General features: G+C 67.6%; 26 protein-coding genes. 8 read left to right on the top strand and 18 right to left on the bottom strand.

The genetic code is table 11. The annotated features are described in order from the left end of the window. Positions 1-3: 3 nt before the first annotated feature. Positions 4-2,154 (bottom strand): serine/threonine protein kinase, encoded by a 2,151-nt coding sequence (locus OG874_RS24795; RefSeq protein ID WP_330249535.1) that lies wholly within the window; start codon positions 2,152-2,154, stop codon positions 4-6. 433 nt (positions 2,155-2,587) lie between these two features. Here OG874_RS24795 and OG874_RS24800 point away from each other — a divergent pair, with 433 nt between their 5' ends. Next, the gene (locus OG874_RS24800) at positions 2,588-3,478 is read left to right on the top strand and encodes a hypothetical protein (protein WP_330249536.1); all 891 of its coding nucleotides are present in this window, start codon (positions 2,588-2,590) and stop codon (positions 3,476-3,478) included. On the opposite strand, the gene OG874_RS24805 is transcribed toward OG874_RS24800, so the two are convergent. Together OG874_RS24805 and OG874_RS24810 are read right to left on the bottom strand one after the other, a co-directional pair. Beyond that, positions 3,475-4,140: a response regulator transcription factor gene (locus OG874_RS24805; protein ID WP_330249537.1), complete on the bottom strand. Its 666-nt coding sequence runs from the start codon at positions 4,138-4,140 to the stop codon at positions 3,475-3,477. The two genes, OG874_RS24800 and OG874_RS24805, sit on opposite strands and share 4 nt — an antisense overlap. A gap of 166 nt (positions 4,141-4,306) precedes the next feature. After that, positions 4,307-5,542 (bottom strand): sensor histidine kinase, encoded by a 1,236-nt coding sequence (locus OG874_RS24810; protein ID WP_442943092.1) that lies wholly within the window; start codon positions 5,540-5,542, stop codon positions 4,307-4,309. Positions 5,543-5,709: 167 nt separating this feature from the next. On the opposite strand from OG874_RS24810, the gene OG874_RS24815 reads away from it, so the two are divergent. From OG874_RS24815 to OG874_RS24825, 3 genes are read left to right on the top strand one after another with little or no spacing between them, the layout of a single operon-like run. After that, positions 5,710-6,516: a hypothetical protein gene (locus tag OG874_RS24815; RefSeq protein ID WP_330249538.1), complete on the top strand. Its 807-nt coding sequence runs from the start codon at positions 5,710-5,712 to the stop codon at positions 6,514-6,516. A gap of 46 nt (positions 6,517-6,562) precedes the next feature. Continuing rightward, the gene (locus OG874_RS24820; protein WP_330249539.1) at positions 6,563-8,026 is read left to right on the top strand and encodes an alpha/beta-hydrolase family protein; all 1,464 of its coding nucleotides are present in this window, start codon (positions 6,563-6,565) and stop codon (positions 8,024-8,026) included. 49 nt (positions 8,027-8,075) lie between these two features. Further along, positions 8,076-8,522, top strand: a complete 447-nt coding sequence (locus OG874_RS24825) for an SRPBCC domain-containing protein (protein ID WP_330249540.1) — start codon at positions 8,076-8,078, stop codon at positions 8,520-8,522. 145 nt (positions 8,523-8,667) lie between these two features. Here OG874_RS24825 and OG874_RS24830 read toward each other — a convergent pair whose 3' ends face one another. Then, complete coding sequence (locus OG874_RS24830) at positions 8,668-8,874, bottom strand: DUF397 domain-containing protein (protein ID WP_330249541.1); 207 nt, start codon at positions 8,872-8,874, stop codon at positions 8,668-8,670. Further along, the gene (locus tag OG874_RS24835; protein WP_330249542.1) at positions 8,864-9,763 is read right to left on the bottom strand and encodes a helix-turn-helix domain-containing protein; all 900 of its coding nucleotides are present in this window, start codon (positions 9,761-9,763) and stop codon (positions 8,864-8,866) included. Before OG874_RS24835 ends, OG874_RS24830 begins: the two co-directional genes overlap by 11 nt. Before the next feature lie 204 nt (positions 9,764-9,967). On the opposite strand from OG874_RS24835, the gene OG874_RS24840 reads away from it, so the two are divergent. Continuing rightward, on the top strand, positions 9,968-10,288 hold the full coding sequence (locus tag OG874_RS24840; protein WP_330249543.1) for a hypothetical protein: 321 nt from the start codon (positions 9,968-9,970) through the stop codon (positions 10,286-10,288). A gap of 5 nt (positions 10,289-10,293) precedes the next feature. Further along, positions 10,294-10,551: a hypothetical protein gene (locus tag OG874_RS24845; protein ID WP_330249544.1), complete on the top strand. Its 258-nt coding sequence runs from the start codon at positions 10,294-10,296 to the stop codon at positions 10,549-10,551. A gap of 154 nt (positions 10,552-10,705) precedes the next feature. Here OG874_RS24845 and OG874_RS24850 read toward each other — a convergent pair whose 3' ends face one another. From OG874_RS24850 to gatC, 3 genes are all read right to left on the bottom strand, one after another. After that, on the bottom strand, positions 10,706-11,038 hold the full coding sequence (locus tag OG874_RS24850; RefSeq protein ID WP_330249545.1) for a hypothetical protein: 333 nt from the start codon (positions 11,036-11,038) through the stop codon (positions 10,706-10,708). 168 nt (positions 11,039-11,206) lie between these two features. Beyond that, positions 11,207-12,679 (bottom strand): Asp-tRNA(Asn)/Glu-tRNA(Gln) amidotransferase subunit GatA, encoded by a 1,473-nt coding sequence (gene gatA, locus OG874_RS24855; RefSeq protein ID WP_330249546.1) that lies wholly within the window; start codon positions 12,677-12,679, stop codon positions 11,207-11,209. After that, positions 12,676-12,975 (bottom strand): Asp-tRNA(Asn)/Glu-tRNA(Gln) amidotransferase subunit GatC, encoded by a 300-nt coding sequence (gene gatC / locus OG874_RS24860; RefSeq protein ID WP_330249547.1) that lies wholly within the window; start codon positions 12,973-12,975, stop codon positions 12,676-12,678. The genes gatA and gatC overlap by 4 nt, the downstream gene beginning before the upstream one ends. 260 nt (positions 12,976-13,235) lie before the next feature. Between gatC and OG874_RS24865 the strand changes: the two genes are divergently transcribed. After that, on the top strand, positions 13,236-13,886 hold the full coding sequence (locus tag OG874_RS24865) for an amino acid-binding protein (protein WP_330249548.1): 651 nt from the start codon (positions 13,236-13,238) through the stop codon (positions 13,884-13,886). Between the two features lie 27 nt (positions 13,887-13,913). Here the strand turns inward: OG874_RS24865 and OG874_RS24870 are convergent, their stop codons facing one another. The 4 genes from OG874_RS24870 to OG874_RS24885 form a co-directional block, all read right to left on the bottom strand. Beyond that, positions 13,914-14,423 carry a GNAT family N-acetyltransferase gene (locus tag OG874_RS24870; protein ID WP_330249549.1) on the bottom strand — a complete coding sequence of 170 codons (510 nt, stop codon included), beginning with the start codon at positions 14,421-14,423 and terminating at the stop codon, positions 13,914-13,916. A 117-nt stretch (positions 14,424-14,540) separates the two neighbouring features. Further along, positions 14,541-14,885, bottom strand: coding sequence for a hypothetical protein (locus OG874_RS24875; protein ID WP_330249550.1), 345 nt, complete (start codon positions 14,883-14,885; stop codon positions 14,541-14,543). Between the two features lie 59 nt (positions 14,886-14,944). Further along, positions 14,945-15,253 (bottom strand): hypothetical protein, encoded by a 309-nt coding sequence (locus OG874_RS24880; RefSeq protein ID WP_330249551.1) that lies wholly within the window; start codon positions 15,251-15,253, stop codon positions 14,945-14,947. Positions 15,254-15,478: 225 nt separating this feature from the next. Next, the gene (locus tag OG874_RS24885; protein ID WP_330249552.1) at positions 15,479-16,723 is read right to left on the bottom strand and encodes an AAA family ATPase; all 1,245 of its coding nucleotides are present in this window, start codon (positions 16,721-16,723) and stop codon (positions 15,479-15,481) included. Between the two features lie 180 nt (positions 16,724-16,903). Here OG874_RS24885 and OG874_RS24890 point away from each other — a divergent pair, with 180 nt between their 5' ends. Continuing rightward, positions 16,904-17,269: a hypothetical protein gene (locus OG874_RS24890; protein WP_330249553.1), complete on the top strand. Its 366-nt coding sequence runs from the start codon at positions 16,904-16,906 to the stop codon at positions 17,267-17,269. Here the strand turns inward: OG874_RS24890 and OG874_RS24895 are convergent. The 6 genes from OG874_RS24895 to OG874_RS24920 all read right to left on the bottom strand — a co-directional run bounded on the left by OG874_RS24895 (position 17,256) and on the right by OG874_RS24920 (position 25,058). Then, entirely contained in the window at positions 17,256-18,392 is a 1,137-nt protein-coding gene (locus OG874_RS24895; RefSeq protein WP_442943424.1) for an S-adenosylmethionine:tRNA ribosyltransferase-isomerase, read from the bottom strand. The two genes, OG874_RS24890 and OG874_RS24895, sit on opposite strands and share 14 nt — an antisense overlap. 23 nt (positions 18,393-18,415) lie before the next feature. Next, a complete protein-coding gene (locus OG874_RS24900; RefSeq protein ID WP_330249555.1) occupies positions 18,416-19,114 on the bottom strand; it encodes an SDR family NAD(P)-dependent oxidoreductase in 699 nt (232 codons plus the stop codon). 99 nt (positions 19,115-19,213) lie between these two features. Next, positions 19,214-21,328: an NAD-dependent DNA ligase LigA gene (ligA, locus tag OG874_RS24905; protein WP_442943093.1), complete on the bottom strand. Its 2,115-nt coding sequence runs from the start codon at positions 21,326-21,328 to the stop codon at positions 19,214-19,216. Between the two features lie 214 nt (positions 21,329-21,542). Then, a complete protein-coding gene (locus OG874_RS24910; protein WP_330249556.1) occupies positions 21,543-22,601 on the bottom strand; it encodes a methionine synthase in 1,059 nt (352 codons plus the stop codon). Positions 22,602-22,713: 112 nt separating this feature from the next. Next, a complete protein-coding gene (mnmA, locus tag OG874_RS24915; protein ID WP_330249557.1) occupies positions 22,714-23,832 on the bottom strand; it encodes a tRNA 2-thiouridine(34) synthase MnmA in 1,119 nt (372 codons plus the stop codon). Beyond that, the gene (locus tag OG874_RS24920) at positions 23,832-25,058 is read right to left on the bottom strand and encodes a cysteine desulfurase family protein (RefSeq protein WP_330249558.1); all 1,227 of its coding nucleotides are present in this window, start codon (positions 25,056-25,058) and stop codon (positions 23,832-23,834) included. Before OG874_RS24920 ends, mnmA begins: the two co-directional genes overlap by 1 nt. Between the last annotated feature and the right edge of the window lie 322 nt (positions 25,059-25,380).

Below are 25,380 nucleotides of genomic sequence, written 5' to 3' on the forward strand. Positions count from 1 at the left end.
TCCCTACAGCGGCGCGGCATCCCACCACGCGGTGAGTGCGTCCTGGGCCGTCGGCGTCGGCGGCACCGTCTGCACGCCGCTGGTCATGCCGTGATTGCTCACGTACACCAGGAAATTCGCGCGGGCGGGATCGGATTCGAAGCTCACCACCAGTTTGGCGGTGTGGTAGTACGGCTGCAGCGGGCCCGGCGGGTCCTCCACGGCCCACCGGTGCGTGGTCACCGGGACTCCGCTCTTCTTATCCGCGGTCGCGATATTGGCGGGCAGTGACTGAACCACGGCCCGCGCGTCGGCGGCGGAGGCATATTCGAGGATCGTGTAACTCATCTGCGAGGTGGTCTGCGACTCACGATCGCATTCCCAGGCACTGACCCACGGACTGGACTTCAGCGGTTCGTCGTTGAGTCGCAACGGCTCTCCGGCCTGCGACGCGAAGCATTGCGCGTCCTGATAGGCCTCGCCGGAGTCGTCCTTGCCCGGTGGCACCAGGTTCGGGAAAAGCCTGCGGCTCTTCGCCATCGCATCGGCCGGGGCGGCCGCCGTGGCGGAGGGCGCGGTGGCGGCGGGCGGCGGCACCGCGGCATTGTCCGGGCCCTGCGAATCCCGGCCGACGACCACGAGCGTCCCCATCACGGCGAACACCGCGACCACGATGCCGACGGCGATCCAGCCGAGCAGGACCGCCGTGCTCCGGCCGTGCTCCGGCATCGGATGCGGGACAACGGCATTCGGCCCGAACGGTGGTGCGGGCGGTACCGAACCCGGCGGCATCGGCGGGACCGCGCTCGGCGGACCCTGTGGCGGTTGACTCTGCGGTGGTTGACTCTGCGTCGGGCCACCCTGCATCGCCGTGCCCTGTGGTAGCGGAGCCTGCGGCGGACCACCCTGCATCGCCGTGCCCTGCGGTAGCGGAGCCTGCGGCGGACCACCCTGCATCGCCGTGCCCTGCGGTAGCGGAGCCTGCGGCGGACCACCCTGCATCGCCGTGCCCTGCGGTAGCGGAGCCTGCGGCGGACCACCCTGCATCGCCGTGCCCTGCGGTAGCGGAGCCTGCATCGGTGCCCCCTGCGGTGACCCACCCTGCATCGGTGGCCCCTGCGTCGGGGCCGCCTGCTGGACCGGTGCCGCCGGATAGGCTTGCGGCGCACCGTATCCGGCGGGCGCGACCGCCTGTGTCGCCGGTGCGAACGCGGCTTGATCCGCCGGAGGCGCGCTGAACGCCGGTGCGGGCGGCACGGATCCGGCCGGATACGCCACACCAGCCGGCCCCGGATAGCCGGGAGCGGGGAAGCCCGGATTCACCTGCACGGTCGCGACCGGCGGCGCGGTCAATGCATTGCGGGCGGCGGCGGCGAATTCGGCGCAGGTCGCGTACCGGTGCTCGGGACGCTTGGCCATCGCCTTGCCCAGCACCGCATCCAGCGCCGGATTCAAGCCCTGCCGCCGGGTCGCCAGCGGTGCGGCGACATGCTGCAGATGCCCGCGGATGATGTCGTTCGGATCGGGCGAGTCGAACGGGGCCATGCCGGTGAACAGCCAGTAGAGCGCGCACGCCAGCGAATACTGATCGGTGCGATTGTCCAGCTTCGCGCCGGTCATCTGTTCCGGCGAGGCATAGGACAGGGTGGCGCTGAACATCCCGGTCTGGGTCAGGTGGGTGGAATCCTCACGCAGCCGGGCGATGCCGAAGTCGGTGAGGAAGACCCGCTCCCCCTGGCCACCGCTGGAGCGGGCCAGCAGGAAGTTGGCCGGCTTCACGTCCCGATGCAGCACACCCATGCCGTGCGCGTAATCCAGTGCCGCCGCGACCCCCTCGATGATCTGCACCGCCCGCTCCGGTGGCAGCGTCATCGGGTCGACGGTCGCCGCGTCGATGCCGTCGATGTACTGCATGGAGATCCACAGCTGGTTGTCCTCGGTGCCGCGGTCGTAGACCTCGACGATATTCGGGTGATCCAGATGCGCGGCCAGATCGGCCTCCCGCTCGAAGCGCGCGCGCACCTCGGCGTCGGTGAACAACTCCCGATTCAGCAGTTTCAGCGCCGTCTGCTTACCGAGTCGGGGATGTCTGGCCAGGTATACCGAGCCCATACCGCCCTGTCCGAGCAGCCGCTCCACGGTGAACCCGGCGAACACCTCACCGCTGTTCAGCAACGCGACCCCCTTCAGGTGTCTGCGGCGACCGGACATCGGTCGTCCGAGCGCGTAAACAGATCTTTCCAGCGACCTGCAAGCAGTCGCCGCTGACCGTTTCGAGCGACCTGCAAGCAGTCACTACTGACCGTTTCGAGCGACCTGCAAGCAGTCACTACTGACCATTTCGAGCGACCTGCAAGCAGTCACTACGTCGGTTGTGAGCCTACCGGGTAGCCCGCTGGCCACGCCGTTTCGAATTCTCCGGGAAAATCGGCGAAACTATCAACAGGGCGTCGGCACCGGATCACTGTGTGTAATGATCCTGCGCTGTCCGCCCCACGTCCGGTCACCGACCGGGCGGGCGTGACGAGGATGGTTTTGCACCGCCGACCGAACAACGGGTGACATGTTGTGGTGGCGGGGAGGACACGGCGGTGAGGTCTAGAAAACGATGGTGAATTATCGGGTGGTGCTGCGCTGCGCGGCACTGACCGCGTTGCTCACGCTGACCTCCTGCTCGATATTGCCCGGCACACACAACACGCCGGAGGAGCCGACGCTACCCGTCGAACGACCCGGATCCTGGCATCCCGGCTGGTCGATCTCGCGCCCGGACTCGCTGGCCGCCGACTTCACCCAGCTGCAGCCGAACCTGGGCGGCCAGGTCGGGATGGCGATCATGCCGGTCGGCGGCGGCCGGATGACCATCTTCGGCGACTGGACCACCGGCATCGCCTGGTCCACCATCAAGGTGCCGCTGGCCATCGCGGCGCTGCGGCACGATCCGGACGGTGTCGGTGTCGCCGACTACGCGCACGAGGCGATCACCGTCTCCGATAACGATGCGGCCGAGGCACTCTGGCTGTCGCTCGGTGACGGCGAGGAGGCCGCGCAGGCCGTCCAGGAAGTGATCGACGAGGCCGGTGACGCGCTGACCAACGTGGCCGGGCCGAAGACCAGCATGGACTACCTGGCCTTCGGCGCGACCGAATGGACGCTGGCCAACCAGGTTCGCTTCGCCTCCCAGTTACCGTGCCTGCCCGAGACCGCCGCCGTGCTCAGCCTGATGGAACAGATCACCCCGGAACAGCGCTGGGGCCTGGGCACCATCGAGGGCACCGAGTTCAAGGGCGGCTGGGGGCCCGACGACGAGACCGGCGTCTACACGGTTCGCCAGTTCGGCATGGTGCCGACGCGGTCCGGCGGTGTCGCGGTAGCGCTTGCCGCACAAGCCGATTCGGGCACCTTCGAGGACGCGACCGCGCTGCTCGACCGCCTGGCCCGACTGCTCTCGCGCCACCTCGACGATCTCAACGGCGGAAAGTGCCCGACGCTGCGCTAGCCGGGTGTGACCAGACCGGATTCGTAGGCGAGTACGACCGCCTGCGCCCGGTCACGCAGGTTCAGCTTCGAGAACACCTTGGAGACATGGGTTTTCACGGTCTGCTCGGCGACGTACAGCGAATCGGCGATCTCGGTATTGGACATGCCCTTGGCGATCAGTTCCAGCACCTCGCGTTCGCGCGGGGTCAGTGCTGCCAGCGCGGGCGCGGGTTTGGCGCGGGTCGCGGTGCGGCGGCGGGTGACATCGGCGATCAATCGGCGGGTGACCGTCGGGGCGAGTAGCGCCTGGCCGTCGGCGACCACGCGCACCGCACGCACCAGTTCCTCGGCGGGCGCGTCCTTGAGCAGGAATCCGCTGGCGCCGATGCTCAGCGCCTCGTAGACGTAATCGTCGATATCGAAGGTGGTCAGCATGAGCACCCGCACCGGCGGGTCGAATCCAGCGGCCAGGATGGCGCGCGCGGCATCGAGTCCGTTCATCTCCGGCATGCGCACATCCATCAGCACCACATCCGGGCGCAGCCGCTTGGCCTCGGCGACGGCGATCTTCCCGTCGGGCGCGTCACCGACCACGCTGATATCGGATTGGGCGGCGAGCAGTGCGCCGAAACCCTGGCGCACCATGGCCTGGTCGTCGGCGATCAGAACGGTTATAGCCACCGGCGCTCCTCCGCCTCCCCGGGCCTTTTGCCGGTCGTAAGTGCCTCGAACCTTGATGACCGGGCCGACGGTTGGGTGCGCGACAAGTTCTGGCCGTACCCGATGAGTTACCCATGTTCTTTCGAAATCAGTTGCCCTATAGGCAAGATACACGAGTGAGCATCGCTCAGATGTCCTCGGTCGAGCCGATCGCCCCAGTGGTCATCGGGGCGAGGTCGTTCACCGTGGCCGCGCCGATCGGCAGGTGTGCCTGTACCTCGAAGCCGCCGTCTACGCGGGGGCCCGCGGACACCTCGCCGCCGACCGCCAGCGCGCGGGCTCGCATTCCGGCCAGGCCGTGACCGCCGTTATCGACCGGGCGGGCCATGGTGGCGCTGAGGTCGTTGCCGACGCTCAGGTGCAGCGCGTCGGTGCCGACCACGATCGATACCCGCACCGGCGCGCCCGGCGCGTGCCGGGAGGCGTTGGACAGCGACTCCTGAACGATCCGATACAGCGCGAGGCCGACCGTGTCCGGGACGAGGTCGAGCAACCCGTCGATGGTCCAGTCGATGCGCACACCGGCGCGGCGGGCGCCCTCGAACAGGCCGAGCACATCGGCGGCCTTCGGTTGCGGCGCGTGCTCGGGCAGTTGGCCGTCGCTGCGCAGCACCCCGAGCATGCCGCGGATCTCGTTGAGCGCCTCGCGGGCGGTCGCGCCGATGGATTCGAACTCCGCGCGGGCGGCCGGGGTCACGCCCTCGACCCGATACGGCGCGGTCTGCGCCTGCACCACTACGAGGGACATGTGGTGGGCGACGACATCGTGCAGGTCGCGGGCGATGCGGGCCTTCTCCTCCAAGATGGCGCGACGGGCCCGCTCCAGCTCGTTCTCCTCTTCCTGGGCCAGCAACTGCTTGCGCGACTGGACCAGCCAGCGCACGAGCATCGCGAACAGGACGACCGCGGCGAAGGAGATCGGCCAGGCCCAGGCGGAGCCCGAGAGGTCGCCGCCGTCGGCGGACATCGTGGTGGCCAGCAGCAGTGAGGTCGCGCCCCAGGCCACGGCGACGATGGGGATCGGCGCGCGCAATGCCACGGCGAACAGCAGCGCGAACAGGCACAGGATGTGCACGACCTGGATCGGGATCTCATTGTGCGGCTGATGCGGGATGGCCAGCGCGATGAGCAGGGCCGACCCCGCCGATATCGCCCAGCCCAGCGCCGGGTTGAGCCGGATCAGCAGGATCGGGAACGCGGCGAGCGCGGCGATGAACGGCTGCACCGCCACCGGCACCACATGGGTCAGGTGCAGCGTCGGCCACGCGACGGCGTAGCAGATCACCGCCACCAGCACGGTGAAGGCGTCGAACCACATCCGCGCGTTCATCCCCATGATCCGGCCACGACGTTTTTCCCTCATGGCTACGACAGTAGGAACCTCGACGGCCCAGGTCCTCATACCCACGGGTGAATTCCGGACCAGTACCGGAGTGGGAGGAGGCGCCGTTCATCACCCGGCGGCACGGCTGGGGAAACCCTCCGCGGCGTGAGGTGATGTGGCGGGGTCGATTCATAGCGTCGAGCACCATGAGCACACCGAACACCGCGCGGCGGGTCGACGCCGGGTCAGCGACCGCCGCACACGATGCAAGAGCTCAACCCATCTCACGTACCGGCTACCGGCGCTGTGCCGCCCTGACCGCGGCCGCGCTGACCACCATGGCGGCCACCATTGTATTGGCGCCCGCATCCCATGCCGCCACCGTGCATCAGCCGCTGGAGAACGCCGCGGCCGGTGCGGCGGTCCTCGACCTGACTACGGGCGGGCCGGGATCGCTCGCCGCGATTCCTGGCGACTTCGCGGTGCGTTTCGGTTATCAGCCCGCTGTCGTCGATGGGCTGTTGGTGAATCCCGACGGGGACTGCTCCTCGCCGGTGACACTGCCCGGCGAGTTCGAACATGCCTGCAAGGCTCACGATCTGGGCTACGACCTACTGCGCTACGCGGGCGAGCGAGGGCAGCCACTGGGCGGATGGGCCAGACAGGCCCTCGACGCGACGCTGGCCACCCATATGCACGAGTCATGCGAGACCCGTGCCGATGCGTTCTCGCGTGCTCGCTGCAACACGATGGCGAGTATCGCGAGTGCGTTCGTCGATTTGAACTCGCGGCGGCAGGACTACGGTGTACCGGTCACCGAATCCATGAGCGGCACAAGTAGTTCCGGGAACGGAGGCGGATGGCCGACTCGGCTCATCGGTGGCGGTGCGCTCGGGCTTTGCGCGGTGCTGGCGGCGCTGACCGGCGTTAGGCCGTCCATCAGGCGGCGGGTCGACGGGGCTGCGTCTCATGGCCGTCCGAATCATGGTGGTGTGGTGGGGGTTCCGGCATGAGCGAGCAAATCATCAACACAGCCTCCAGCGTGGTGACGGTGCAGCCGTGAGCACGTTGACGACAACCAGACCGGCTGCGACACCGGGTAATGCGGCCAGGGACTCGAACGCGCCGACCGACCTCGGCCCGAGCATTCGGTCGCCTCGCGACGGTCGATGGAAGACGCTTGCCGCCAACGGATTTCACCGCGCAACGCGACCGCGGATCGGCACGACGCTCGGTATCGGGATCGGGACCATTGTGTCGCTGACGCCCGGTTTGCTGCCGCGCACGCCGGGTGCCCAAGCCGTCCTGACTGGACTGCTCGCCGTCGTTGCGCTCGGCATCGCGGGGGCTATTCGATTTACCCTGCGGCGCTGGGACATCCGACTGCTGGACCGGTTCCGTGGGCCGCTACTCGGCCTGACCTCGCTCGTGGTGGCCGGCATCGCCGTGCAGGCGAATCATTGGCAGAACGAGTTGCGCACGGCGATGGGCACGGCGCTCATCGGTCCGGGGTATTGGTTGCGCTGGGTCCTGGTATCCGTGTTGATCGTCGGCGCATCGGTCGGAATCGCCAGTGCCACTGGATGGGTCGCGCGGAAGCTGGGTTGGGCTCGCGGCATCGCGGTGGCGGCGCTGGGGGCATCGGTGCTGTACCTCGTCGGCGTGCCTACCGTCGTGGACTGGCGGCGCAGTGCCTATGCGACCGCCAACGCGACGATCGATCCCGAACTGGTGCAACCGGTTTCGTATCTCCGATCCGGGAGTGCCGAATCGGCGATCAGCTGGGCGTCGTTGGGCGCGGAGGGGCGCAAGTTCGTCACCGGATCGCCCGCCGGACCGGTCCGGGTCTATGTCGGCCTCGACTCCGCACCCGACCTGGATTCCCGTGTGGCCCTGGCAATTCGGGAATTGGAGCGCTCCGGCGGGCTGTACCGGTCGAATATCGTCGTCGCGGTGCCGACCGGGTCGGGGTGGATCGATGCGAACGCGGTTCGCGGTTTCTACGAACGCTTCGGCGGCGACGTCGCAGTGGTCGGCACGCAGTACTCCTATGCACCCAGCTGGGTGACGTTCCTCTTCGGCCGCGACGAGGCGATCGCCTACGCGCGGGCACTGTTCACCGCCGTGGAGCAGCGGATCAGCACGCTCGACCACAAGCCTGGGCTCTACGTCTACGGGCAGAGCCTCGGCGCGCTCGGCGGCAGCTCGATCTTCGCCGACGACGCCGACCAGGACCGCCGCACCTGCGCCACCCTCTGGGCCGGGCCGCCCGCCGGTCAGGTCCATCGGGCGGGCGCGACGGTGTTGGCCAACAGCTCCGACCCGGTGGTCCATTGGTCACCGTCGCTGCTGTGGCGCGCCCCCGAACTCCGCGATGTTCGAGTGGACGCCCCTGTCCCGCAGTGGCTTCCGGTAGTCAGCTTCCTGCAGACCAGCGCCGATCTGCTGGCCGCGCTGAACGCGCCGCCCGGTCACGGCCACCGCTACGGCACCGACCAGGGCACCGCCCTGGCTTCCTGCTGAGCGGGCGCGGACCTTGATCAGTACTGGAACATGTCTTAGTTTGCTAGCCATGTCCTTAGTCATCGATGCCACCGTCGAGATCGACGCCCCCGCCGAACTGGTGTGGCAGGTGATCACCGACTTCCCCCGCTACGGCGAGTGGAACCCCTTCTGTGTCGAAGCCAGCAGCACGCTCGTCCCCGGCGAACCGATCGACATGCTGGTCAAGACCTCCGGTTCCAGCACGCGCCGCCAGCGCGAATGGATCCGCTCACACACCCCGGGCACCGAATTCAGCTACTCGATGAAGCCAACCCCCGTTGGTGCCCTACACAGCCTGCGCTCCCACAAGGTCACCGCACTCACCCCCGACCGCACCCGCTACGAATCCCACTTCGAACTCGCGGGCTGGCTCCAGCCGGTGGTGGCCGCCCTGCTCGGCAAGAACTTGAAGAACGGCTTCGCGGGCATGACCGAAGGCATCCAGAAGCAAGCCGAATCCCTGCGCGCCAACTGATACGCGGCCGCCGTACCGCAACCGGTGCGCAGAAGGAGGGCGCATCGCACGGACCGGAGACGATGCACGCACCGTCCGATCGGCGACCACGGTGCTGAAATGACGAAACCCCCGGCGTGCCGGGGGTTTCGCTGATCCCTCGCACCTACGGCCGATCGAACTCACCATCATTGACACCTGCGGTGAAGGCGTCCCACTCGCCGGGCGTGAAGACCAGCGCCGGACCGCTCGGGTTCTTGGAGTCACGAACCCCGACCATGCCCTCATCGAGATGCGCCACCTCCACGCATGCGTCCGCGTTCGCAGACCGACTGCTCTTGAACCAACTCGCTCCAGACAGGTCAGCGATCACTCTCGAACTCCTCCGCTATCTCCAGAAACAGTGCTCTGGTCTCGCTTTCACCCAACGCTACACGCCGGATGTTGCTCGCCGCTTCGCGGTATTTCTCGATCTCGCTGCCATTCTCGAGGTACAGATGCCCTGCGTACTCCTCGACGTAGACCACGGGCGGCTCGATCATCCGGGAGGTCGGAAGGGGCGGGAACTCGAGCAGCACAAACGAGCCGACCTGTAGACCGATGTAGCTACCAACCCGAAGCGGAATGACCCGGATCGAGAGGTTGGGGTAGTCGCTGATCTCGGCAAGACGTTGTAGTTGTCCCGCCATGACGCCGGGACCGCCGACCTGATGACGCAGCACAGCCTCCGACAACATTACGTCGATCTGGAAGTCTTTCGGATCTTCGTTCAGTCGTGCTTGGCGTCTGGTAGCGAGTTCGATGCGTCGTTCAACATCTGCGGGTGGTATCCCAGGGTTCGCCACCCAGATCATGTCTCGCCGATACTCAGGAGTCTGCAAGAGTCCCGGCAAGAGTGTGAGCTGGAACGTTGTCAGTCGGCGTGCGGCTTCCTCCAAGCCCAGGTAGTGATCGAACTTCGGTTCGACCGGATATGTTCGCCACCAGCCGCCGCCCGCCCGCCGAGCCTCCTCCACCTCAGCGGCCAGCATCAGCAATGTCTGCCGTTCATCGGCGGTCGCAGCGTACTCATCACACAGGGCGTTGACGTAGAGCCTGGACAGTTTCGTCGGCTGTCCGTCTTCCATGCGGCCAATCGTCTGCGGGGACACCTCGATGACTTTCCCGGCTGCCGTCTGGCTCTTTCCTGCCTTCAGCCTCAATCTGCGAAGTTCACGACCTGCTGCGCGCTGCGGAAGCGTTGAACCAGTCCCACCGACCATCCAGAGGTGAACCGTGGACGCCCTGCCACATCGAGACCCGCTGATCGGACCACCGCGCGCCTACCTCGGGGCACCGGCCGCTGTGGTCGAGCGCTTCGCCGACGCTGTCCGCGAGTGGGCAGACCAGTCCACGCCCGCCATATCGTCCCGATGCCGCGGTGTCGAGTCCCCTGGCGTCGGGCGTACCAACCGCGAGGGGCAGTGATGCGCCGAGATCGGTTGCGTACCACCGAATCCCCCGACGGCCGAAAGGTCGCCACCTGGCAACTGATACACAGCGGTGCCCGCATTCTGCGTGTCCAGAATCGCACCGACGCCTCCCCCGCCTATCGGTGGCCCAGCAAGGAACTGTTGCCTGCGGCTGCGCCGGGCTTGGTGCTGTTCGATGACACGCCACCGCTGGATCTCGCCGCGGTCCGCGAGGCGTTCCCCGGCCACCTCGATCTGTGGGACGCGCTTCGAGGCGACTACTGGGCCGCACTGCTGTGCGTAACAGACTTTCCTACAACGGCTTCGGGAGAGTAAGCGCAATGTCCGAGCTGACCCCGCTCCAGCCGAACGGCGAACTCGCCCCATCGGTGCGAGCATTGCTTGCGCTCTTCAACGCGGATACCGACCACAAGTTGTCGCTTGCGCCGGTGGACAGTCAGCCGAAGGTCCACCTGGCGGATGGAACGCTCTGCGAGGTGGATGCGGACGGTTGGCCGGACTCGTTCGACGTGGATGCACCCAAGGTGATCGACGTACAGCCGATCCGTGTCGACGATACCGAAGCGCCGGCGCTATGAGCGTCGGAAGCCTGGAACGTGGTCACCGCCGGGTCGAATCACTCACTGTAGCAACGCGATCGAGCCTCATGCCGCGGTATACGGACGCGGTTCACTCGAGCGGCACCCGCTCCGGAACTACCTCCTGGAGCGACCAGAGCGGCGGTGGCAGGTTTCAGAGCGCCGCCAGAGCTATAGCCGCGACCCAGAGTTCCCTTTCGATCGGCTCGTCGGGTACACCGCAGTCGGCCGGTCGGAAGGTCTCCGTAATCTCGTCCGGGCGGTCATCGGACCATTCGGACGTCCAGAGATTTCCTCGCGCGTCAGCGGTCCGCATGAGCACCGTTTCGGCCACCGTGTGGCATCCGAACCCCCACAGCGTTTGACGCGGAGCCCGAGAAAAGATCGACGTGGCCACATCCTGCATCGGCGTATCGTCCGACAGCGGTATCGGGTGCGGCATCACGCCGATCTGATCTGGACCCACCAGCGTGAAGCCGAAGAACATAGGAACCGAGCCCCACTGCTCATGGCCGCCGAGCAATCCGTTGGTCAAGGTTCGGATGAGCTCGTCGGATGGATACAAGATTGTTCTCGGCATATACCTGGCGACGCCTTTCGCCGGTGTGCACCGCCCGAATCATCTGAACCACACTCCTTCTCGGAATCCGTGTCGTCAGGCGATCGGCCCGCGCGCGGCCTCGTACGCCGCTCCGACGCGGTACAACCGATCATCGGCCAATGCGGGCGCCATGATCTGCAGCCCCACCGGCATCCCGTCGTCCTTGCTCAGCCCCGACGGCACCGACATGGCCGGATGCCCGGCCAGGTTCGTCGGCAGCGTGCACAGGTCCGACAGGTACATGGCCAGCGGATCGTCGACCTTCTCCCCCAGCTTCCACGGGGTGAACGGACTGGTCGGCGAGACCAGCACATCGACCTGCTCGTAAGCCTTGTCGAAATCGCGCGCGATCAGCGTGCGCACCTTGAGCGCCTGGCCGTAGTAGGCGTCATAGTAACCGGCCGACAGCGCGTAGGTGCCGATCATGATGCGGCGCTTGACCTCCGGGCCGAATCCGGCCGCACGGGTGGCCGCCATGACCTGCTCCGCGCTGTGGTTACCGTCGTCGGCGACGCGCAGTCCATAGCGCATGGCGTCGAAGCGCGCCAGATTCGAGGACACCTCGCTCGGCAGGATCAGGTAGTAGGAGGCCAGCGCGTATTCGAAGTGCGGACAAGACACTTCGACCACCTCGGCGCCCAAATCCTTCAGCACACCGACCGCCGCGTCGAACGACGCGATGACACCCGGCTGGTAGCTGTCGGAGTGAAGTTCCTTCACCACACCGATTTTCACGCCGCTCAGATCACCCTTGGCACCTTCGCGCGCGGCGGCGACCACCGGCGGCACCGGCACATTGCGGGAGGTGGAGTCGCGCGGATCGTATCCGGCGACCACCTCGTGCAGCAGCGCGGTATCGAGCACGGTACGACCGCACGGGCCGCCCTGATCCAGCGACGACGCGCACGCGACCAGGCCGAACCGGGAGACGGTCCCGTAGGTCGGTTTGGTGCCGACGGTCGCGGTCACCGCCGCGGGCTGGCGAATCGACCCACCGGTATCGGTGCCGATCGCCAGCGGCGCCTGGTGCGAGGCCAGCGCGGCCGCCGAGCCACCGCCCGAACCGCCCGGAATCCTGGTGGTATCCCACGGATTCCGGGTCGGACCGTAGGCCGAGTTCTCAGTGGAGGAGCCCATCGCGAACTCGTCCATATTGGTCTTGCCGAGGATCGGGATGCCCGCGGCGCGCAGCCGAGCGGTGAGCGTCGCGTCGTACGGCGCGACCCAGCCATCGAGAATCTTCGATGCGCAGGTGGTCGGCATATCGGTGGTGGTGAAAACATCCTTGAGCGCCAACGGAACTCCCGCCAGCGGCGAGGCGGGCCCGTCGCCTGCGGCCAGTGCGGAATCCACCGCGGCGGCCGCGCTGAGCGCCTCGTTTCCGGCCACATGCAGGAACGCGTGGTACTCGCCGTCGACCGCGGCGATCCGATCCAGATGCGCCCGGGTGACCTCCACCGAGGTCACCTCGCGGCCATGGATCTTGTCCGCCAGTTCGGCGGCCGACAACGCGGTCAGGTCGGTCATTCGCCTTCTCCCAGGATCTGCGGAACCAGGAACCGCTGCTCTTCGACCGCAGGAGCGCCCGACAGGGCCTCCTCCGGGGTGAGGCACGGGACGACCTCGTCCGGACGCGTCACATTCGTCGCCGGATTCGGCGACGCGGTCGCGGGCACATCGGCGGCGGCGACCTCGGAGATGGTCCGCACGTGACTCAGGATCGAATCCAACTGACCGGCGAACTGATCCAGTTCGGATTCGGACAGGGCGAGCCTGGACAGCCGGGCGAGGTGTGCGACCTCGTCGCGGGAGATGGCGGGCACCGCGGACCCCTTTCGGCATGGTTGAGCTTGGTGAACGGCCACCGAACAGCCTAGCGACTCCCCACCACAACACTTGCACAGGAGCCGGGCGTGCGACGACACACCCCACCAGCTAGCGTGACACGCCGCATCCACACGAATTCACGCAGTGGCGTACGTCACTGGCCGGACTTCGAGTCGATAACCGGGACTCAGGGGTGTAAGTATTGCCAGACCCGGGTATCCGTTCAGAGCCTCGGCCGCCAAGGAAAGGAACGCGCGTGTCATACCTGCTCCGCGTGCAACTTCCGGATCGACCGGGAAGCCTCGGTGCGCTCGCGCTCGCACTGGGCTCTGTCGGCGCCGACATCCTCTCCCTCGATGTGGTCGAGCGGGGCGCGGGTTTCGCGGTCGACGATCTCGTCGTCGAGGTGCCGCAGGGTGCGCTACCCGACACCTTGATCACCGCCGCCGAATCGATCGGCGACGTGCACGTGGACTCCATCCGCCCGTACTCCGGCGTGCTGGACACCCATCGCGAACTCGAGCTGATCGACCAGGTCGCCAGCGCCCGCGACGACCGGCTGCAGGTGCTCGTCGACGGGGTGCCGCGGGTACTGCGGGTCGGCTGGAGCACCATCATCGGCATGGGCCCGCAGGGTGCCCACCGCCTCGTCGGCAGCCAGAGTGCGCCGGAGACACAAGCGGGTTCGGCGCCGTGGATGCCACTGGAGAAGCCCGCCGTCCTCGATCCCGAGGCCGATTGGGTGCCGCAGATCTGGCGCGATATGGACACCAAGCTGGCCGCCGCGCCGCTCGGCAACACCGGCAAGGTGCTGTTGCTCGGACGCCCCGGTGGACCCGATTTCCGGCCCTCCGAGGTCGCGCGACTCGGCTACCTCGCGGGCATCGTCGCCGGGGTTTTGGGCTGAGTGCGACTGGGCGGGGCTCGCGACCGATCAGGCGGTGAGATCCAGGCGCAGCACGGTCAGCCACTCACCGGCCTCGGTTATCCAATCCCGATGCAGCGCAGGGACGAAACCGAATCGGTCGTAGATCCGGCGCGCATCGACCATGGCGGGCATGGTGGTGAGCACCACGGCGTCAAGGGATTCGGCTCGCGCCATCTCGATCACATTGCGCACCAACGCCGTTCCGGCACCGAGACCGCGCGCCGACTTCGAGACGGCGAGCATCCGGAACTCCAGCTCACCCGGCCGAGCGATCTCGGCGTACGGCGTACCGGCCCGGGCGACGGCCAGCGTGCCGACCACCCGGTCCCCCTGCACGGCGACCAGCACCTGCGCCACACCCGCCCGATGCGTGATATCGGCGAGCTCCTGCACATACGGACTGCCGGCGCGCACATACCCCTCGCCGACATAGACCGCGACCGTCAGGTCACCGACAGCGCCGTACTCGTCCGGTCGAGCGGTCCGAATGACGAGTTCGGAGTCCTTCGTATCCATACCGGAATCCTCTCACCGCCCAGCATCCTCTCCGCAACAGAACCGGACGATGTCGTGAAGTAGCACGCCACTGCGCCGTCGCCGTTTGCCACAGTCATGGGCCACTCGCCGAACAGGTCAGGCGCCGAGGCCTGGGCGGGCGCCGGGGTGGGAGATCTGCCAGCGGTCCGGTTTGCCCGGCGGGTAGATGACGGGGATCAGGTCGCCGATGGCCGGCCAGTCGTCGACGTTCCAGGCGTAGCGGCCGTAGACCACGGTGCTGGGGACCGAAGGTCCGGTCAAATTGCCGGTGATCGTCACGTACTGCTCACCGGTCGCGTCGGGGCGCGGGCTGACACCGGTGACGTACAGCGTCCCCGCCTCCGGATTCGCCAACCGGAAGCCGCTGCGCCCACGGAGGTACTTCATGACCATCGCCACCAACGCGCCGACCATGATCACCAGCATCGCGAACTGCACCATGCCCACCATGCTATTGCTACTGCGCCAGTGCCCGTCGCCGCAGCACTCGCCCCGTCACATCAGCGCATACCACCAACACGCCCACGCCCGTCACTTCCCGCTCGCCCCATCACTCCAGCACCCACCACCAGCCGGACACACCACTCCCGCGCCAGCCCCGTCACACCAGCACCCACCACCAGCCGGACACACCACTCCCGCGCCAGCCCCGTCACACCAGCACCCACCACCAGCCGGACACACCACTCCCGCGCCAGCCCCGTCACACCAGCACCCACCACCAGCCGGACACACCACTCCCGCGCCAGCCCCGTCACACCAGCACCCACCACCAGCCGGACACACCACTCCCGCGCCAGCCCCGTCACACCAGCACCCACCACTCATGGCCGGGCCCAACGCTCCAGCGCCCATCACCATCACGGCCGAAAACATCGCCGCCGCGCTACCACTTCAGCACCACCATCATCACGGCCGTGTCTGCCTCATCACTCCACCACCCACCAGGGCACATCACTGCCGCGCCCGCCCCGTCACACCAGCGCTCGCCACCATCGTGGCCGTGCTCACCCCATCACTGAGCGCCGACCGCGCTACAGCGCCGCCAGCTCGCTGGTTCCGTGCTCGGTGCGGCGGATCTGCCAGACGGCGGTGCGGGTGCGTTGCGAGCGACCGTTGGCGCGGTCGATCAGGGCGCGGTTGTTGGTGGTGAAGATCAGTTGGGCGCCATGGGAATTGGTTTCCGGATTCTGGAAGAGCTGGATCAAGCGGTCGGTCTCCTCGACCGGGAGGTGGGTGCCGATATCGTCGATCGCGAGTACCCGGCCGGAGTCGAGGGCGTCCAGCATGGTCGGCAGCAGGCGCAGCATCGACAGGGTCGCGGTGGATTCGTCGGCGATATCGAAGGCGGAGTCGATGCCGCTGTGCACCAGCCCGAGGCCGACGCCGCGGCGATCGACCATTCGGGTGTAGAGGGCATCGCGGGCGGCCTGCAAATTGCTCAACTCGCGCTCGAGCATGACCTCGGTGATGCCGTTGTCCCGCAGCAACTGGTCAGCGTGCCCCGGCGTGGTGGCGCACAGCTCCACCTGTTTGGCCGTCCCCGCGATATCGGCGTCGAGTTCGCGCAGATAGTCCGCGTACATCGGATCGGGTTCGGCGATCAGCAGATCGGTGATGCCGAGTTCGGCCGTGCGCAGCAGCATGAGCAGCCGCACCGCGTGATCCGGGGACGCGGACAGGTGACTGCCGAGCCGATGCGCGACCGCCGTCGCATCGGCCGCGCCGTGCTGCACCTCGAGCATCGAGGAGAACCACCGATACGCGGGTACCAGCGCCTCGGCGTACATCTGCCCGGCGAGGCTGAGCAGCAACGCATTCGGGCGCACCAGCGGCAGCAACGCCGCAATGCCGTAGCGCGCGGCCTCGAACATCGGGCCGATCTTGATCTGCTCGCCGTTGCGCTCGAACACGATTCGCTTGCGCGAGCGCGGATGCGTGTAGAGCCACTCCGCGGTCACATCCGCGTTGTCCAACCGGAACCCGTAGGTATACGGAACGCCCTCCGCGACGAAGCTCGCCATGAATTCCGAAGGGCGATCCGGGAATCCGCGATGCGGCGCGCGCACCGGACCCGCGTACGGATCCCAGCCGGTCACCGAATTCAGCACCGCGTCGCGCATCTGGTCCAGCGCATCGATCAGGCTCGTCTTGCCCGCGCCACTCGCCCCGTGCACCGCCGTCACCGGCACCGCCACCGGTCCACTCCCCCGGCTCAATCGCAAGTCCTGCCGTTCGGCCAGCGATCTGTGATTCGTCACCTGAAAACTGCGCAGCATCCCGCCATCCTGTCGGTTCCCCGATCCGGCCGCGACACCGACACGCGCATCGGGAGCCGGGACAGACCCCGCCCACGGGGCTTCGGCCGGACAAATGCGCACGTCACGCGTTATCATGCTGGCGCACCGGCTACCCGCTGGCATGCGCTGAACATGTTTTTCGATGAGGATGGTTTAACGATGGAACTGACGGTTCGTCGTCTTGTGGCCCGCAGCTCCGTCGCGGCCGCTCTCGCTCTCGGCCCGCTGGTCGTCCTGGGCCCGCCGCAGGCCGCCGCCGAAGCGCCCTGCCCGGACGGCACGGCCCGGATCTTCTTCCACGATGAGACCAACACTTGTCAGGGTGGTGGCAGCTACAGCTTCACCGGCGCCCCCGCGCTCGTGAAGGTGTGCTCGGTGGGCCGGGTCGAGGTCATCGTCGACACCACCATCAAGACGGGCAAGACCAAGACCAAGACCAACCACCTCGATCTGAGCAACGGTCAGTGCGGCCGCATCACGATCAGCGGTCAGCTCGACTCGACCGTGACCATCACGCCCTCCTGATACCGGGTCCGAACAGTAACGCGCTATCGCCGAACTCGTGCCAGAGATAGCCGGTGTCGAGGGCGGTTGCGTAGGCCTCGTGCACGGTGGCTTCGCCCGCGACCGCGACGAGTAGATCCAGGTGTGATGCGCCGGGAGCGTGCCAGCCGGTGATGATGGCGTCGACCACTCGGGCCGGACGGTGCGGGCCGAGAACCAGTTCGGTCCAGCCACGCGCCGGGTGCACGATTCCAGCGTGATCGGCGGTGGTCTCCAGCGCTCTGGTGACCGTGGTGCCGACCGCGATGATCCGGCCGCCCGCCACCCTGGTGTCGTTCACCAGACGCGCCGTCGACGCCGGTATCGCGAAACGCTCCGGGCTGGGTGGTTCGCCCGCCTCGGGCGAGGAGACCCCGGTATGCAGGGTGATCGGCGCGACCGCGACGCCGGAAGTCACCAGATCGAGCACCAGCTGTTGCGTGAACGGTCGTGCTGCGCTGGGCATTTCGGCGCTGCCGGGAATTCGACCGAAGACGGTCGTGTAGTACGACGACGACCAGCGTTGCGGCACATACGAATAGGTGATCGGATAGCCGTGGGTCGCCAGCAGCCAAGTGGGGTCGGCGCTCAGTTCCGCGATCCACAGGCGGCGCGCGCCCGATAGCCATGGTTCGCGCAGGATGGCGGTGGCGCCGTCGGGCAGCTGTATCTCGTTGCCCGCGTGCAGATCACGCGGATAGGGTGTGCGTTCGCGGGTGCGCACCTCCACCACCCAGAGTCCATCGCAGCCGCCGAAGGTGTCCGGTAGGCCGCTGGCCGCCGATTCCGGCACGGCCGCGTCGACGGACGCATTGAGCCAGGTGGACAAATGGAGGACGACCGGCGCACCCTCGAGGGTGCCGTCGACCGCCGCGGCCAGGGTCGCCGAATTGTTCACCACCACAAGGTCACCCGCGCGCAGCTGATGCGGCAGCTCGCGAAATCTGGTGTGGGTGAGTCGATCCGCCGAGACCAGCATCCGGACTTCGTCGCGCGCCAGACCGCGCGCCTCCGGCGGGGCGATGGCATTGCGCTCCGGCGGCAGGACGTCGGGCCATTCGTCGAGCGCTGTCGGCCCACCCGTCACCCGGCCACCACCCCTCATCGAATCGCTTCGCGATCCTGCGCTCATCGGAGGACCTCCGTGGCGAAATCCGCCGCGGTGTAGCGGCCGTTCTTCGGCCGCTCCTCGATCAGTCGCAAGAGCGCGGGCACCACGGTCTCCGGCTCGGGGCGATCGGAGATATCGTCGCCCGGAAACGCCGCCTGATGCATTTCGGTGCGCATATCGCCGGGATCGAAGGCGTAGATCGACGTCTCCGGATGCTCGGCGGCCAGGATCGCGGTGAGCTGATCGAGGGCCGCCTTCGAGGAGCCGTAGCCGCCCCAATCCGGGTATGGTTCGGCACCCGCGTCCGAGCTGATGTTCACCGCGACGCCGTCCACGCCGAGCAGCGGCAGCGCGAACTGCAGCACCGCGAGCGGGGCGATGACATTGGTCCGGTACACCAGCTCGAGTTCGTCGAGCGGATAGTTCGCCAAGCGCGGCATCGGACTGGGCCCGAGTCGGCTGGCGTTGTTTACGACGAGGTCGAGATGGCCGATGCCGCTGGCGATTTCGGCCAGTTCCGCGCGATGGCGCGGGTCGGTGATATCGCCGGGCAGCGTGCGCAGCGCGTCACCGAGTTCGGTGCGCACCCGGTCGAGCCGGTCGGCGCGGCGGGCGGTGCCGATCACCCGCCAGCCGCGCCCGACCAGCGAACGCGTGAGTGCCAGACCGAATCCCGCCGAAGCGCCGGTGATCAAAGCGGTAGCACGGTAAACCATGGTGAACTCCTGATAGTCGCCTATCACCCGATCCTCATACCTGAAGCCAGGTTGAGGTCAAGGAATGTTCACTCTGGGCGCACGAGCTGGCCGATCCCGCTACTCCTCGGCTTCGGCCTCCGCCTCCGCCGGCTCCGGCGTCACCGCCGCCGGGCCCTGCGTCAGCAGCTTCCGGAAGCCGTCCTCGTCGAGGATCGGCACACCGAGTTCCTCCGCCTTGGCGGCCTTGGACCCCGGCGAATCACCGATCACCACGAACGCGGTCTTCTTCGAGACCGATCCCGCGGCCTTACCACCGCGCACCAGGATCGCCTCCTTCGCGCCGTCGCGCGAAAACCCTTCCAGCGAACCGGTAACCACGATCGACAGCCCCTCGAGTGTGCGCTCGATGGATGCGTCGCGTTCATCGGCCATCCGCACACCCGCGGCGCGCCACTTGTCGACGATCGCGCGATGCCAGTCGACGGTGAACCAGTCCACTACCGCGTTCGCGATGGTCGGACCGACCCCGTCGGCGGCGCCGAGTTCCTCGGCCGAGGCTTGCTCGATGCGGTCCATACTGGCGAATTCCGCGGCGAGCGCGCGCGCGGCGGTCGGACCGACGTGCCGGACGGACAGGCCGACCAGCGCTCGCCACAGCGGGCGGTCCTTGGCAGCTCGCAGGTTCTCCAGCAGTCGTTTGCCGTTTGCCGACAGCGTGCCGTCCATATTCGCGTACAGCGAAGTGGTCAGCAGCCGGGCCTCGTCGAGGTCGAACAGATCGCCCTCATCGGTGATCGCGCCCGAACGCAGCAGGTCCACCGCACCCTCGTAGCCGAGCGCCTCGATATCGAAGACGCGACGGCTCGCGATGTAGAACAGCCGCTCGCGCCGCTGCCCCGGGCAGAATTGCCCATTGGGACAGCGGATATCGACGTCGCTCTCCTTCTCCGGCGCCAGCTCCGCATCGCATTCGGGACACTGCGTCGGCATCACGAACTCGCGCTCGTCGCCGGTGCGCGCGTCCACTACCGGACCGAGCACCTCGGGGATGACATCGCCCGCCTTGCGGATGGTGACGGTATCGCCGATCAGCACACCCTTGCGCTTCACCTCGGAGGCGTTGTGCAGCGTGGCGCGCGCGACGGTGGAACCCGCGATGGAGACCGGCTCCATCACCGCGAACGGGGTGACCCGGCCGGTGCGGCCGACGTTCACCTCGATGCCGAGCAGCTTGGTGGTCGCCTCCTCCGGCGGATATTTGTAGGCGATCGCCCAGCGCGGCGCACGCGAGGTAGACCCGAGACGCCGCTGCAGCGCCATCTCGTCGACCTTGATGACCTGACCGTCGATCTCGTGCTCGATATCGTGGCGGTGCTCGCCCCAATATTCGACGCGCTCGATCACCGCGTCGATGCCCTGTACCAGTTTGGTGTGCTCGGAGACCGGCAGACCCCATGCGGCCAGCGCGCGGTAGGCCTCGTGCTGCGAAGTCGGGGTGTATCCCTCGATGCGCCCGAAGCCGTGGCAGATCATCCGCAGCCGACGTCGCGCGGTGACCGCCGGATCCTTCTGCCGCAGCGAGCCCGCCGCGGTATTGCGCGGATTCGCGTACGGCGGCTTGCCCTCGGCCACGATCGCGGCGTTGAGCGTCTCGAAGTCCTCCAGCCGGAAATACACCTCACCGCGTACCTCCAGCAGTTCCGGGACCGGGAACTCGTCGGTCGGGGTGAGCTCGCCGGGGATGTCCTCGATAGTGCGGGCGTTGAGCGTGACATCCTCACCGGTGCGTCCGTCGCCGCGCGTCGCGCCGCGTACCAGCCGCCCGTTCTCGTAGACCAGGTTCAGCGCGACACCGTCGATCTTCACTTCGCACAGATAGTGCAGATTCGACCCGGTCTCGGCCTCCACCCGACTCGCCCAGGTGCGCAGCTCGTCGAAGTCGAACACATTGTCCAGCGACAGCATCCGCTCCAGGTGGTCCACGGCGGTGAAATCCGTCGCGAACCCGCCACCGACCAGTTGCGTGGGCGAATCGGGCGTGCGCAGATCGGGATGCGCCTCTTCCAGAGCCTGCAGTTGCCCCAGCAGCTTGTCGAACTCCCCGTCGGAGATGATCGGCGCGTCCCGTACGTAGTACCGGAACTGGTGCTCCCGAACCTCGTCCGCAAGCCGCTGCCACTCCACCCGCTGCTCCGCCGTGGCCGGGCCCGCCGCAATGTCGCTGTCACTCACCCAACGCACACTAGTCGAGCCCACCGACAGAAAACCGCCACATTCCCGCACGTCGCGGCCGACAAACCGGCAGCGGATCCGGACCGAGATGCGTTGCCCGTTGATCGCACGGATACCAGTCGCGGTCGCCGCCGCGCTTGTGGCTTGGAGTCGTGCCCCGCGTCCAGTCGGACACGGTGAGCAATTCTCGAACGGCGGCGACACCGTCCGAGGTTCAGGAGAAGTCGAGCGATTCGGGTTCTTCGGCGTAGGCGCGGGCTACTTCGGTGGACAGGCGCAGGGCTTGCCGAGCCCATTCCAGCGGAGCACCGGCCAGGCCGCACGCCGGGGCGACCAAGACCTGGGAGGCGAGGGTCGATCGACGCAGACCGAGGCGATCGACCAGGCGGACACCGGGCTCGGCGATATCGCGCCAGGTCGGGGGTTTGACCGGCGGTGTGGTCGGCACCAGGCCGAGTACCACTTGCTTTCCGGCGTCGAGGATTTCACCGATATCGTCCAGGTTGCCGGTGGCGATGGTGGCCAGATCGAAACCGATCGCGGCGGCCGCGCTCCCCCGCAGAAACGACAGCGCGGGCGAATCGGCGCAGCTGTGCACCAGCACGGGGGCGGATTGGGCGGTGATCACCGCGTCCAGGACCGCGAGCGCCTCCGGTTCGGGCACCGCACGAACCGTATCGAGCAGGCTGACGCCGCGTAGCGAACCGTTCAGCACATCGGTCAGCGACGGTTCGTCCAGTTGCAGAACGACTTCCGCACCGAGGCGTTTGCGCACCGCACTCGCATGCTCGGCCAGGCCCTCGGCGAGGGATGCCGAAACATCGCGCACCGCACCGGAATCGGTGAGTACGCGGTGACCGCCGGGGAGTTCGAGCTGGGCCGCCAGGGTCAGCGGACCGGCGGTCTGCAGTTTGACCGTGCGACCAGCCAAACCTGCTGTCTCCCAAGCTTCTTCGAGCGCGTCGAGGTCAGCCCTGAGCAGATCGCGAGCGCGTCGCGAGACCGCACCCGGCCGGGGCGCCAGCCGGTAACCCCGGGTCGTGGTGTCGAATCGCATATCGACCAGCAGCGCCGAGACGCGCCCGATCATGTCCGAACCCGCACCGCGCCCGGGCAATTCGACCAGATGCGGCAGATGCGGCAGCTCGCCGATGACGGTCGCCGCGGCCTCACGCGGATCCGTACCCGGCCATGACCCGACGGCCGTCGCGATCCCACCGGGAATCCGCACTGGTTCCTTCGCCGCGAGTTCGTCCTTGGCGATTTCGCTCACTGCGCTGCCCCTATGCGGGGTTTGCACCCCATGGTGTGGTGGATCCCGGTCTGCACCGGGATGACGAAGAAGGTGAACCGATCTCGCTTGCGCCGCCCGATGTCGGCGGCGCTCACTGCCCGGCGCTCGCGCCCGCGCTACTCACGGAGGACCTATCGCGCGAAGTGCCGTTGATGGTGCCGCTTCCGATTACCTCATCACCCGAGGTATCCGGCCGATACACCACCACGGCCTGGCCGCGGGCCACACCGGTCAGCGGCTCACGCAGCCGCACGATCAATCCGTCGCCGACCGCTTCGGCCACGGCCGGTGCGGTGCCGCCGTGCGCGCGCACCTGCGCGACACATTCGATCGGCCCTTCCGGTGCGGAGCCGGAGGTCCAGATGGCACGGTCGGCATGCACGGTCCACACCTGTAGATCCTCGGCCGAGCCGACCTGGACGGTGCCGGAGTCGGGATCGATACCGGTGACGTAGCGCGGCTTGCCGTCGGCGGCCGGGCCGGGCAGCCCGAGCCCCTTGCGCTGGCCGATGGTGAACCCGTGCACGCCTTCGTGATTCGCCAGTACCTGACCGTCGGCGTCGACCACGGCACCGGGCCGGATACCGATCTTCGCGCCGAGGAACGCCCGGGTATCACCGGAGGGAATGAAGCAGATGTCATGGCTGTCGGGCTTGTTCGCCACCGCGAGCCCGCGCTCAGCGGCCTCCGCGCGGATCTGTGGCTTCGGGGTATCACCCACCGGGAACAGCGCCCGCGACAGCTGCTGCGCGGTCAGCACCGCGAGCACATAGGACTGGTCCTTGTCGGCGTCGACGGCACGCCGCAGCACGCCGTCCTCGAGCCGTGCGTAGTGGCCGGTGGCCACGGCGTCGAAGCCGAGCGCGACCGCGCGATCGGCGAGGGCCGAGAACTTGATCTTCTCATTGCAGCGCAGACACGGGTTCGGCGTCTCGCCCGCGGCATAGGCGGCGACGAAGTCGTCGATCACATCTTCCTTGAAGCGGTCCGCGAAATCCCAGACGTAGAACGGGATTCCGAGCACGTCGGCGGCGCGGCGGGCGTCGCCGGCGTCCTCCTTCGAGCAGCAGCCGCGCGAACCGGTGCGCAGCGTACCCGGTGTCGCGGACAGCGCCAGATGCACGCCGACCACCTCATGGCCCGCGTCGACGGCACGTGCCGCCGCCACTGCCGAATCCACACCACCACTCATCGCGGCGAGTACCCGCATCAGACACCTCCCTTCGCACCGGCCAGACCCGCGGCCCTGGCCCTTTCCACAATCTGGGGTAGCACAGTCAGTACCGCGTCCACATCGGCGCGCGTCGAGGTGTGCCCCAACGAGAACCGTAGCGATCCGCGCGCCTGCCACGGCTGCACGCCCATGGCGATCAGCACATGGCTCGGCGTGGCCACGCCCGCGTTGCAGGCCGACCCGGTCGAACATTCGATCCCGGCCGCGTCCAGCAGCATCAGCAGCGAATCGCCTTCACAGCCGGGGAAGGTGAAATGCACATTGCCCGGCAGTCGCCGCTCGCCGACCGGACCGCTCAGCACCGCATCGGGAACGGCCGCGCGGATGCCCTCGATCAGGTCGTCGCGCAGTGCCGCCAATTCCGATGTGCGCGTGGGCAACTCGGCCACGGTACAGCGCAATGCGGTGGCCAGACCGACGGCCGCCGCGGTATCGGATGTTCCCGAGCGCAGATCGCGCTCGTGCCCGCCGCCGTGCAACAGCGGCACACACGGCACCTGCCTGCCGAGCAGCAGCACACCCACACCGTGCGGCCCGCCGACCTTGTGCCCGGCGAAACTCGCCGCCGAGAGTCCGCTGGCCGCGAAGTCGATCGGCAGCTGGGCGGCGGCCTGGATCGCGTCACTGTGCATCGGCACACCGAATTCCTGTGCCACCGAGGCCAATTCGACAATCGGCGCGATGGTGCCGACTTCGTTGTTGGCCCACATGATGGTCACCAGCGCGACCTCGTCGACATGATCGGCCAGCGCCGCCCGCAGCACCCGCGGCGACACCACGCCGTCGGCATCCACGGGCAGCCAGGTCACCTGCGCGCCCTCGTGCTGTTCCAGCCACTCGACCGCATCGATGACCGCGTGATGTTCGGTCGAACCCGCGATGATCCTGGTCCGGCGCGGCTCGGCGTCGCGGCGGGCCCAGTACACGCCCTTGATCGCCAGATTGTCGCTCTCGGTCCCGCCCGAGGTGAAGATCACCTCCGACGGCCGGGCGCCCAGATCGGCGGCGATCGATTCGCGCGCCTCCTCCAGCAGCCGCCGGGCCGCGCGCCCCGAACCGTGCATTGACGAGGCGTTACCCGCCATCGCGAGGGCAGCGGTCATCGCCTCGATCGCGGCAGGCACCATCGGAGTGGTCGCCGCATGATCGAGGTAAACCGTCTTGGGCGCACCGTGGACCGGACCCGAAAAAGCCGACTTCATGACCGACAAAGCCTATCCCACCGTTGACCTGCGCTTCTTGGGGGTATGCCCCCGCTTTCTACGAATTTTCTACGATTTCGCCTGCGAGTCGTAACCCGCTGACCGCCCTCCGGTATTCCCGCAGGCCCCGCCGCGGGGCTTCCCGAGGTGGAGTGCCTCGTCCCGTTGCCCGTCCACGCCTCGGTCGAAGCAGTCGAAGGGAAAGGCGGCGTCACGGGAGCTGCGCGGATCAGCGCATTGTGGACTACTCCATCGGTCGTGGGCGTGAATCTGCCGATGGTCTCACCGTGGATCTGCCGACATCGTTCCCGCTGATCTGCCG

The sequence above is a fragment of the Nocardia sp. NBC_00565 genome (assembly GCF_036345915.1).
GTDB lineage: Bacteria > Actinomycetota > Actinomycetes > Mycobacteriales > Mycobacteriaceae > Nocardia.